We start from the raw sequence: 11,713 nt of genomic DNA on the forward strand, positions 1-11,713 counted from the left end.
TATGCTGTTCATTAATACTCGACCTGACTCACGTGCAGCTGAATTAACAGAAGCTTTGCAAAATAAGGGGTATCAGGTCGAGTCTTTACCTCTTTTAGAACTGGTTGCTCAGCCTTTTTCAGATTCACTCTTTCAACTTTATCAGCAGTTAGTCGAGGCGCAAGCTATAGTGGCTGTAAGTCCCACTGCGGTTGATGTGGGTATGCAGTACTTAACGCAAAGTGGCTTAAAGCTAGATAACTTAAAACATATTCAGTGGATTGCGGTTGGGCAAGCCACGGCGAATCGTCTCCATGAATATGGAATTGAAGCACATGTTCCAGATGTTGAAACTTCTGAAGGCATGCTCAGACTACCTATTCTCTATAATATGCAACAGAAGGGTAGTGTGGCATTTTGGAGAGGGGAAGGCGGCCGCCAATTTATGATGGACACTTTGCAGCAGCAAGGTATCCAGATTTTAAATTTTGTCTTATATCATCGGCAGTGTCCACAAGACTCATATTCAACATTTAAGCATCTGATACAGAATTCAAATTATAATTTAGAAAAATGGCTTGTCTTAATTACCAGTGAGGCAAGCTGGAAATATTGGTTAGAGCTTTGTTTAAATAATAATGTACAACCTGATTGTGTATATTTGGTTTTAGGACCACGTCTTTTTCAACTTGTAAAAAAATATCGCGATCAGCAACAGGCTCATTTTCACATTATTCAACTTGAAAATTTATCGCCTTCGGGGATGATTCATCACATTCAGGCATTATAAGGATTCGTATGAGAAAACTTGTTTCTATTATCATTTTGCTGGGCATCGCTTGGTTGGCTAAGCTTAGCTACGATATGTGGCAAATTTCTCGTACGGTTCCTGAGCTTCAGCAAAGCTTAATGCAATCGGAACAGCAATATGCCAATCTGAATGATCAGTTGGTTGCACTAAAGAGACAAGTTCAAACCCAGCCGGGTAGTGATGTTCAGTCGGCACCATCGACAAATAGTGAAATCATTCATGCAGGCATTGAGCCAACGGTATTAATTAAACAAAAATTAGACTTAATTCAGTTTGCGATTGATCAACAACAGTTTATTTATGCAGTAGATCATTTAACTCAGTTACAACAAGCATTGCCTCAATATGAAATTGCTCCAGCATTAAAACACAGTCTAAATCAGGCGCTTGAACAAGATAAACAAGCAATACAACAATACGTAATTGCTCAAAATCAGCGTCATCAAATGATTGACGATCTACTGCAAACTATCGACAAAAATATTCAGCAAGCATTGGCTCGACCTAAACTTGAGATGGATCAATCTGAGTCAGTGTCTTGGTGGAAGAAATGGTTCCGTATTGAAAAAGTAGAAACACCGTCTATTAATTTAATGAATCGAAGTGTTGTGCTGAAAGAAGTGCAACTAAGGTTATTAATTGCCGAGCAGGCATTAAACCAAGGAAAAATGGCTGAATATCAAAATGAGCTGCAATCAGTAATACAGAAATTAAATGAAATGCCAGATGCGACCAGTCAGCAATTGAAAAATCGTATTGCTAAAGTATCTCACTTATCTATCGTACCTGTACCTAAATTATCGACTCTTGGCCTACTAGGCTCATAAGGAGGGCATATGAAACATCTCCTATGGGTTTATCTTCTTATTAGTTTAGTACTTTTTGCAGCTTTGGCTTTGCTTAGCTATGGCTACGGCATGGGATATGTTTATATCTACTGGCGACAGCTGCAATTGCAAACAAACGTGTGGGGATTAGTCCTTACTTTTGTACTAATGAGTTTTATTGCTCAGTTAATATGGCTTTGGATTAAACGTTATTCTTCTCGTGAACAACGTAAAAGAGAGAATATTTTTCAGTTTAAAAACCTTCATCCCTATGAGCAATTGGGTATTGTCTGGCTATTAGAAGCTGCCGAAGATCAACGTGTCTTTATCGAACGGGTTTTTACCCAGTCGGGGCTTTTAAAAAATATTATTGATGCCAAGTTCTTAGTATTAAATGAAGATTACCCAAAGGCTTTAGATGCTTTAGATCAATCTCCACCGATGGCTTTTGAATTGGCAGAGTTACAGCGGATTGAAATATTTTTAGCTCAAAATGAAGCTGAACGTGCATTAACACATCTTGAGTTCCTATATCAGCATCAATTATCGCCATGGCTTGAAGAAATCGAGACAGCCTATCAACAGCGATTAACTGCGTTATGGGGGCAGCTTGCTTTACAGCAACCATGGTTATATTTACGTTCAATGAAATATGGATTATTGGACGCTGAGCATCGTGATTTATGGTTGCAGCAGCTTCTCCAACAATTTGATCAAGCTTCAATTGATGACTTGCATGCATTGCAACAGCGTTATCTAGATTTAGAGTCTGAGATTCAAACCAGACCCTATAGTAGTAAATTGCTGTGGCTAAAACTTTTGGCACGTATGCCAGAAATGAGTATTCAGCATGAAACATTAACTTTGCATCTGCTCAAAGAGCAATTTGATCCAGAAGTATTTTATTTGTGGTTTCAGCAGCAACTGCTTAAGCAGGTTCCTGACTATGCCGACGTTGAAGAAAAGATAAATCAACTTGAAACTCAATATATGAATTTGCCAGTTTTAACATTTGCAAAATGGCATGTTTACATGGCAACGAATCGTCAAGCTGAAGCTGAAATATTATTAAGTTTATACCCTGATAATATTTTAATGAACTATTTACGTATTAAATCCACCTTAAAAGAAGATGATGAGTTAATCAAACAGTTAAACCTAATCTTTGAAAATGATGCAAATTTTTTAAAATTTAAAATCTGAGGTAAAAATGAAAGAACTGTCTGTCTACCCTGTAATATACGACCAGAAAGTTGCATGGGGAGATATGGATGCTTTTGGTCATGTCAATAATGTACAATATTATAGATATATTGAAAGCTCACGTATTTTATATATGGAAAATGTAAATATATTGATCCCCAATATATATACTGTTGTTGCTTCAAGTCAGTGCAGATATTTAAAACCCGTTTTTTATCCTGATGTATTGAAAGTAGGGGTTCGTGTAGAAGAAATACGCAATAGCGCATTCCGTATGGCTTATATATTATGGAGTGAAGCACAGCAGCAAATCGTTGCGACAGGTGAAGCCATAATGGTCTGTCTAGATAAAACGACAGGGTTAAAATGTGAAATACCAAATGAAGTAAAAAGTAAAATAATTGAATTAGAAAAATCAGTAGGACATGACTTAATACATTTAGCTTAAATAAATATTAAGAAAATATATTGCAATTATAATTATTAATGTAATTAAAAAGTAAATTTATAGCATTATTCTGATGAACTTGTCTTTTGAACTATTGCTTATTTAATAGATTATAAATACTATTGGTTATGATTTAATGTTTTAAATTTTGTCTGTATTATTTGAATTGTCAGTAAGACTGGAGTATTTATTAATGAAACCGGATATTAGTGAATTATCTGTTGAAGAGTTAAAACGCTTACAAGAAGAAGCAGAAGCTTTAATTGCAAGCAAAAAAGATCAAGCAATCGAAGATGCTTATAATCAAATTATCGAGATTGCTGAAAATGTAGGTTTCAGTGTTGAACAACTTCTTGAGTTTGGTGCTCAAAAACGTAAGAAAACTACACGTAAATCTGTAGAACCACGTTACCGTAACAAAAACAATTCTGAAGAGACTTGGACTGGTCGCGGTAAACAACCACGTTGGTTAGTTGCTGAAATTGAAAAAGGTGCAAAACTTGAAGATTTCTTAATCTAATTGTTTTTGCTTCTTAAAAAGCCAAGCGATTTTGCTTGGCTTTTTTATTTTAAAAAAATAAAAATTCTTATTTTAAATATCAAGTCATCAATAAAGTGTTTAAATTCCTAATTAAATGTATTGTTGAGACTAAATTTACATTTAGAAAGATCATCTTAAATTTTAATGATTCTGTCATACGTTCAACTTATAGTCTTTAAGAAGATGCCAAGCTTGATTGCTTGGTTTTTTTATATGAAGTCAATTGGCGATGTTGAAAAAGTATGCATAATGTCAGACTAGAGAGGAACTCTCATATAAGGACGATAATTTGCATGTTGGTAAGGCTGAATGAAGAAAAAGTCTAAGCAATGGAAGTGGTGGTTTTTTGCCCTCATTGCATTTTTAATTTTTATTATTTTACAGATTCCAGCGACTTGGCTTATCTCTAAATTTTCAAAGAATAATCAAACTGTCCATAATGTGAGTGGGAATATCTGGCAGGGGCAGGCAGACTGGCATCGTGGTGCTTTACGTGGAACCATTCACTGGAAAACAAGACCTCTAGATTTACTTTTATTACGCTTCGCCGCAGATGTTGATATTCATAGTGGTAATACGCAGTTAACGGGGATTATGGCGTATGGTTTTGGCAAAAAAGTTATTGTAAGGAATATGACTGGGCAAGTTGCGCCAGAAACGCTGAAGCAGATTGTGAATTGGCAATGGCCTGTAAATAGTATTCAACTTAAAGATATCCAATTTAATTATAAAAAAGAGCAAGGTTTTGCTGCGGTTGATGGTCAATTGCATTGGGGTGGTGGAGCACTCGTTTACACGATTGGTGATCGTCAAGATCGTATGAATATGCCTTCTTTAAGTGGACAGTTGACTGACCATAATGGGCAGCTACAAATTGATATTCGAGATCAACGCAATCAAAAAATGGCGAATCTTTTACTGGATGCCAATATGATGCTTGATGTTCAACTTACACAGCGTTTATTGCTTAATGTTCCATCTTATGACGGAAAAGCTGGTTTAGATACTTTTGTCATTAGTTCTCGTCAACCATTATTACAAGGTGGTAACTGATGAAAACATGGATTGATAAATTACAGCAGTTACAGTGGCAAAAGTTAGATCGACTCAGTGTAGTTGTCCTTATTATTTTAATTTTGTGGTTATGTTGGAAGCTGGCTTCATTTTTTTGGTTGGTGGTAGCACCCCCTCAAATAATGCAGTTTGATCGTGTAGAGCTCGGTTCTCAACAGCCTCAAATACCAAACATTAGTACTTTTTCAATTTTTAATGAACCTTCTGCCAATGCGGCTCAAGAAAATGTGAATCTAGAATTACAAGGCGTAATGCTTGGGTATCCAAACCAGTTTTCTTCTGCTGTTATTAAGGTTGATAATACTGCTGAACGTTATCGAGTTGGTGAAACTATAGGCTCTACCTCTTATCAACTGTCAGAGGTTTATTGGGATCACGTGGTACTGCGTCAAGGAAATGGTAGTACTCGCGAACTTCAGTTCAAAGGTCTGCCCAATGGTTTATATCAGCCTATGACTCCTAATGCATCACCGCAAGCTGTCACGCCATCTCAGCCTACGGCACCTGTGAATACGACCCAAGAAGCTTTGGGGCAAGCGATTCAGCAGATGCAAGGAAATCGAGATCAGTACCTCAAAGATATGGGGGTTAGTGGAGGCTCTGGTGAAGGATATGAAGTTACAGAACGTACACCAACCGCGCTTAGAAATAAGCTAGGTTTAAGGCCTGGCGATCGAATTGTCTCTTTAAATGGTCAAACGGTTGGGCAAGGGCAAACGGATGTGCAATTACTTGAACAGGCTCGGCGAGCAGGGCAAGTAAAAATAGAAATAAAACGTGGTGATCAAGTGATGACCATACAACAAAGTTTTTAGTGATAACACGTCACCATAAGAGTTAGGAAATATCGCGAGTTATGGCTTTATTGAATCATCAACGTCCACTTTGGGCATTACTTGCAGCAGCCCCATTGATTGCGACAGTAAGTAGCAGTGCCTATGCCCAAACATGGAAGATCAATTTACGTGATGCTGACTTAACTGCCTTTATTAATGAAGTTGCAGACATTACTGGTAAGAACTTTGCTGTTGATCCGAGAGTGCGTGGGAATGTCACTGTTATTTCGAATAAACCTTTAAATAAAGATGAGGTTTATGATTTATTTCTTGGGGTCTTAAATGTAAATGGGGTAGTTGCGATTCCATCTGGTAATACAATTAAACTTGTGCCAGATAGCAACGTTAAAAACTCGGGAATTCCTTATGATTCTCGAAATAAGGTTCGTGGTGATCAAATTGTTACACGAGTGATTTGGCTTGAAAACACCAATCCAAATGACTTAATTCCAGCACTACGCCCTTTAATGCCTCAATTTGCGCATATGGCTGCGATTGCAGGCACCAATGCTCTTATTGTCTCTGATCGAGCTGCGAACATTTATCAGCTTGAAAATATTATCCGTAACTTAGACGGAACTGGGCAAAATGATATTGAAGCGATTAACCTTCAGTCGAGCCAAGCCGAAGAAATTATTACTCAACTTGAAGCGATGAGTGCAACTGGAGCATCAAAAGATTTTAATGGTGCTCGTATTCGTATTATTGCCGATAATCGAACGAATCGTATTTTGGTAAAAGGTGATCCGGGAACGCGTAAGCGCATTCGCCACATGATTGAAATGCTGGATGTACCTTCAGCTGACCGTTTAGGTGGTTTAAAAGTTTTCCGTTTGAAATATGCAAGTGCTAAAAGCTTGTCAGAAATTTTACAAGGTTTGGTCACTGGTCAAGCTGTCTCGTCGTCTGGTAACAATAACAATTCATCAAACTCATCAAATTCGATGAATAATTTGATTGGGAATAACCAGAACTCGAGTTCAAATACATCAGGTTCAAACGGAAGTTCGATTTCGACTCCATCAATCAATCTAAATGGTAATTCAAACAATAGTAATCGGAACAATATTTCCAGCTTTAGCCAAAATGGCGTAAGCATTATTGCAGATAGTGCCCAAAACTCATTAGTTGTTAAAGCCGATCCACAATTAATGCGTGAAATTGAATCAGCGATTCAACAGCTAGATGTTCGCCGCCAACAAGTGCTTATTGAGGCTGCAATTATTGAAGTATCGGGTGATGATGCAGATCAACTTGGAATTCAATGGGCACTCGGTGATTTATCTAGTGGGATTGGTTTACTTAGCTTTAGTAATGTAGGGGCGAGTTTATCTTCTATTGCTGCTGGTTATTTGTCGAGTGGTTCGGCTGGAGCTGCTTCTGCTATCGCTAATGGAGCTAATAAAGGTAATGGTGCAACTTTAGGATTGGGTAATTTTGATAACTCTCGTAAAGCCTATGGTGCATTAATTCAGGCCCTTAAAACCAATACCAAATCAAACTTACTTTCAACGCCATCTATTGTAACAATGGATAATGAAGAAGCTTATATTGTTGTAGGCCAGAATGTTCCATTTGTAACAGGCTCAGTGACTACCAATAGTACTGGTATCAACCCATATACAACTGTAGAACGAAAGGATGTCGGTGTGACGTTAAAAGTCATTCCGCATATTGGTGAAGGTGGTACGGTTCGTCTAGAAGTGGAACAAGAAGTCTCTGCTGTTCAAGAAAGTCGTGGGCAAGCAGCTGACTTGGTGACAAGTAAACGTGCTATTAAAACAGCAGTTTTGGCTGAACATGGGCAGACTGTGGTGCTTGGTGGTTTGGTGTCGGATGACACGTCACTTTCAAGACAAGGTGTACCTGGTTTAAGTAGTATCCCTTATGTTGGGCGATTGTTCCGATCAGATAATAGAAAAAATGTTAAACAAAACCTTCTTGTCTTTATTCATCCAACAATTGTGGGTGATGCAAATGATGTACGTCGTTTGACTCAGCAGCGTTATAATCAGCTGTATAGTTTACAGTTAGCAATGGATAAAAACGGTAACTTTGCAAAACTACCTGAGCAGGTCGATGATGTTTACAATCAAAAAATGACACCTCCAAGTATTGCTCCGCAGTCAAAAAATTATCAGCAAGTTCCTTCGGGTGGTAAGAGTTCGACCATAATCACACCTGTAGCAGTCGAACCAACGGTTCAAAAGCAAACTTTGCAGTTGCCTGAACCAGAAGTGAATCGTACTAAAAATACAGTAACAACTACCACACTGCGACCAAACACAGCGCAGTAGTAGCATGTTATGATTGATAAAAAATGAATAGGACATATGCATGACTTGGAAACTACAAGCAATTACTGGTGAAATTACTGGACAAGAAATTACAGTTGATCGTGATATGTGGGTAGGGCGTCATCAGGACGCTGATTTGTTGTTACAAGCTGCTGAAATTTCACGTCGCCATGCTGCATTGCTTTTAAAAGATCAATTGCTATGGGTTCAAGACCTTAATTCATCGAATGGTACATTTGTAAACGATATTCGTATTGAGCAAGAAAAGCAGCTACATGATGGTGATATTGTTCAATTTGCGAGTTTCAAATTCTCAGTTTTAGCACCTGCTCAAAAAATTACTGATTTACCTGAAGTCGAAGCAGAACCAGTGCAAGCTGCACCAATACAGGATTTAAGCGATCAAGGCATGCCAAGCCTTGCAGAGCGTGCTGCAGAGGTGGAAGTTCGCCACGATGGTATGCCGCAGAATATTTCTATTCCAAAACCTGCGCCTATTCCCGAAGGTGTGGATGTCAATGTAAAACAACCATCACCTGTTACTTTTGATGAGCCTGTTTCTCGTGTTGCCGAAGAAAAAGAGCAACAGAAGAATGCTTCAGTTGGTTTAATCACTATTATTATTTTAGTAATTTTAGCTGTATTAGCATGGTTATTCTTTAAATAATCCGTTGCTGCTTTTACAATCAAGGCATGCCAAACGCATGCCTTTTTAATTTTGAGTAGAAGAAAATGTCTGTTGCACAACTAAGTAAGCGCGATTTAATTTTATTTGATCTGGATGGAACACTTGTTGACTCCGCTGCCGATTTATATCGGTCTATGAATTTAAGTCTGCAATCACTCGGTTGGCCATTGGTGACAGAAGTACAAATACGAGAATGGGTAGGTAAAGGTGCCTCAAAACTCTGTGAAAGTGTTTTACTTCATCTATTTGGTAAATTAGATGCTGAACAACATAAGGTTTTATTACACACATTTGTAGAGACATATGGTGCAGAACTTTGTGTAAATACTCAAATTTATTCTGGTGTACCTGAGTTTTTAAAACATTGCCAAACTCTAAATATAAAAATGGCATGTGTTACTAATAAACCTGTCAAACTTGCTCAAGGACTATTAGATGCATTAGAGCTTTCCTCTTATTTTCAAGTTGTACTTGGGGGAGATAGCTTGCCTGAAAGAAAACCACATCCATTACCATTGCTGCATTGCATGCAAAGTCTAAATACATCTGCTTCACAATCGTTAATGATTGGTGATTCAAGCAATGATGTAGAAGCTGCGCGCCGTGCTGGAATTGATTGTATTGTGGTTAGCTATGGCTATAATCATGGAGAAAGCATCTATGATTGCCAACCTCAGCAAGTTATTGATAGTCTTGCTGAGTTAATTGTTTAATGAAGAAAATGGAGATAAGAATGAATAAGCGTATGGTTTTTCGATGGCGTGTCTAAACCGAATCTAGAAAAACACACTTTTAAATCGAAACCATATTAGAGAAGATTCATGACAACATTAGCGCAATTCGAGCAACTTAAGGCTGCTGGTTATAACACTATTCCTGTTTATCGTCAGCGGTTAGCAGATACAGAAACCCCATTATCGGTTTTTGCTCGTTTTAAAGACCAAACACAAGCTTATTTATTTGAGTCGGTTGAGGGTGGGGAAAACTGGGCGCGCTACTCTATGATTGGATTAGGCGAATCAACCGTTTTTTCATGCAATGCTGGGGTTTTGTCTGTACAGCATGCTGATGGCTCAATCACACAACAAGATTGCCAAGATCCTTTTGAATATATTCGTAACTTCCAAAAACAATTTAAAGTGCCATCGGCAGAGCTCTTGCCAGACTTACCAAGCTTTACAGGCGGATTAGTGGGGTATTTGGGTTATGATGCTGTCCGTTATATTGAACCACGCTTAAAGAATGTACCTACAGCTGACCCAATCACGTTACCTGATTTGTGGTTAATGTTATCAAAAACAGTTATTGTCTTTGATAACCTTAAAGATACACTATTTTTAATTGTTCACGCTGATGCAACACAGGCAAATGCTTATCAAGATGCCCAGCAAAAATTAGATCAATTAGAACAGTTACTCGCTATTCCTGTTAGCTTGCAAGCTAAACCACATACTCCTCCTCATTTTGAATCAATTACGGGTAAAGCAAAGTTCTTAGAAACAGTAGAAAAAGTTAAAGAATATATCCGTGCTGGTGATGTAATGCAGGTTGTTCCAGGGCAGCGCATGGTTTCTGATTTTGATGGTGAGGCTTTACAGGTTTACCGTGCATTACGTCATTTAAATCCTTCGCCTTATTTATTCTTGGTACAAGGGCAAACGATTACTGATAAAAAACCATTTCATATTGTTGGTTCTTCACCAGAAATTCTTTCTCGTTTAGAAAATGGTATTGCGACAGTTCGTCCACTTGCAGGTACGAGGCCGCGCGGAAAAACTAAAGAGGAAGATGTTGCTTTAGAAAAAGACTTACTTTCAGATGAAAAAGAAATTGCTGAGCACTTAATGCTAATTGATCTTGGTCGAAACGATGTTGGACGAGTTTCTAAAATAGGTAAGGTTCAAGTAACTGATCAAATGGTGATTGAGCGCTATTCACATGTCATGCACATTGTTTCAAACGTACAAGGCGAAGTTCGTGACGATATAGATGCTTTAGATGTGTTTAAAGCGACTTTCCCTGCTGGTACCTTATCTGGTGCCCCAAAAATTCGTGCAATGGAAATCATTGATGAAGTAGAACCAGTGAAACGAGGTGTCTTTGGTGGAGCAGTGGGGTATTTGGGATGGCATGGTGAAATGGATATGTCGATTGCAATCCGTACATGCGTTATTCGTGACAAAAAAGTCTATGTACAGGCTGGAGCAGGCTTGGTAGCTGACTCAAATCCTGAATCTGAATGGAATGAAACCCAAATAAAAGCTCGCGCAGTGATCAAAGCGGTTGAATTATCATCAAACGGATTGATTTTATGAGTTTTTAGCGATTTTTTTTAAAAAACCGCTTGCATCGTTTGGAAGTTTTGCTAAACTGCACACCGTTCCGATACGAAACGTACGAAACACTAAGAAGAGCCGGCATAGCTCAGTTGGTAGAGCAACTGACTTGTAATCAGTAGGTCCACAGTTCGAATCCGTGTGCCGGCACCATCTTAAAGGTGTGTAGTTGTGAAGTAAAGAACAACACTGAAATAAGTGTGATATGGTGAGATTCCCGAGCGGTCAAAGGGGGCGGACTGTAACTCCGCTACGAAAGTTTCGAAGGTTCGAATCCTTCTCTCACCACCATTAACTTCGATTGAAGTGGTATATATACCAACACAGTGCGGGAGTAGCTCAGTTGGTAGAGCGGCAGCCTTCCAAGCTGCATGTCGCGAGTTCGATCCTCGTCTCCCGCTCCATCGAAGGACAATCGCTCTTATAGCTCAGTGGTAGAGCACTCCCTTGGTAAGGGAGAGGTCTCGAGTTCAAATCTCGATAAGAGCTCCAGATATACAGTTTAGTAGATTTTCTACAAAGATTTAAAAAGCAGGCTTATTAGTCTGCTTTTCAAGTATTGGGTGTTTGATTTTTTAGGCGACATGTCGATGCTGGGTGTTTGCTCAGAATTGTGTTCGACGTAAACGAGGATTATAAACATGGCTAAGGCTAAGTTTGAACGTAATAAGCC

General features: G+C 38.5%; 11 protein-coding genes and 4 tRNA genes. All 15 read left to right on the forward strand.

Features of this window, described 5'->3' with window-relative positions:
• Position 1: 1 nt before the first annotated feature.
• The 15 genes from B554_RS0103720 (at position 2) to B554_RS0103790 (ending at position 11,532) form a co-directional block, all read left to right on the forward strand.
• Positions 2–769, forward strand: a complete 768-nt coding sequence (locus B554_RS0103720; RefSeq protein WP_019457023.1) for a uroporphyrinogen-III synthase — start codon at positions 2–4, stop codon at positions 767–769.
• 8 nt (positions 770–777) lie between these two features.
• The gene (locus B554_RS0103725; protein ID WP_019457024.1) at positions 778–1,617 is read left to right on the forward strand and encodes a hypothetical protein; all 840 of its coding nucleotides are present in this window, start codon (positions 778–780) and stop codon (positions 1,615–1,617) included.
• Between the two features lie 9 nt (positions 1,618–1,626).
• Entirely contained in the window at positions 1,627–2,820 is a 1,194-nt protein-coding gene (locus B554_RS0103730) for a hypothetical protein (RefSeq protein WP_019457025.1), read from the forward strand.
• 7 nt (positions 2,821–2,827) lie between these two features.
• Entirely contained in the window at positions 2,828–3,268 is a 441-nt protein-coding gene (locus tag B554_RS0103735; protein ID WP_004699193.1) for an acyl-CoA thioesterase, read from the forward strand.
• A 193-nt stretch (positions 3,269–3,461) separates the two neighbouring features.
• Positions 3,462–3,788, forward strand: coding sequence for an H-NS family nucleoid-associated regulatory protein (locus B554_RS0103740; RefSeq protein ID WP_002053185.1), 327 nt, complete (start codon positions 3,462–3,464; stop codon positions 3,786–3,788).
• A gap of 330 nt (positions 3,789–4,118) precedes the next feature.
• The gene (gene gspN, locus B554_RS0103745) at positions 4,119–4,862 is read left to right on the forward strand and encodes a type II secretion system protein N (protein ID WP_004699190.1); all 744 of its coding nucleotides are present in this window, start codon (positions 4,119–4,121) and stop codon (positions 4,860–4,862) included.
• Entirely contained in the window at positions 4,862–5,698 is an 837-nt protein-coding gene (locus tag B554_RS0103750; protein ID WP_019457026.1) for a type II secretion system protein N, read from the forward strand. The genes gspN and B554_RS0103750 overlap by 1 nt, the downstream gene beginning before the upstream one ends.
• A 41-nt stretch (positions 5,699–5,739) precedes the next feature.
• Entirely contained in the window at positions 5,740–8,016 is a 2,277-nt protein-coding gene (gene gspD / locus B554_RS0103755; protein WP_019457027.1) for a type II secretion system secretin GspD, read from the forward strand.
• 40 nt (positions 8,017–8,056) lie between these two features.
• Positions 8,057–8,683, forward strand: coding sequence for an FHA domain-containing protein (locus B554_RS0103760; protein WP_019457028.1), 627 nt, complete (start codon positions 8,057–8,059; stop codon positions 8,681–8,683).
• Between the two features lie 65 nt (positions 8,684–8,748).
• Entirely contained in the window at positions 8,749–9,417 is a 669-nt protein-coding gene (locus tag B554_RS0103765; RefSeq protein ID WP_019457029.1) for a phosphoglycolate phosphatase, read from the forward strand.
• A 108-nt stretch (positions 9,418–9,525) separates the two neighbouring features.
• A complete protein-coding gene (gene trpE / locus B554_RS0103770) occupies positions 9,526–11,019 on the forward strand; it encodes an anthranilate synthase component I (protein ID WP_019457030.1) in 1,494 nt (497 codons plus the stop codon).
• A 98-nt stretch (positions 11,020–11,117) separates the two neighbouring features.
• A tRNA-Thr gene (locus B554_RS0103775) sits at positions 11,118–11,193 on the forward strand.
• A 54-nt stretch (positions 11,194–11,247) separates the two neighbouring features.
• Positions 11,248–11,331 (forward strand) — tRNA-Tyr (locus B554_RS0103780).
• Between the two features lie 37 nt (positions 11,332–11,368).
• Positions 11,369–11,444 (forward strand) — tRNA-Gly (locus B554_RS0103785).
• A 13-nt stretch (positions 11,445–11,457) separates the two neighbouring features.
• Positions 11,458–11,532, forward strand: a tRNA-Thr gene (locus tag B554_RS0103790).
• Positions 11,533–11,713: the final 181 nt, after the last annotated feature.

This window comes from Acinetobacter sp. GG2 (assembly GCF_000292385.1).
In the GTDB taxonomy this organism is placed as follows: domain Bacteria; phylum Pseudomonadota; class Gammaproteobacteria; order Pseudomonadales; family Moraxellaceae; genus Acinetobacter; species Acinetobacter seifertii.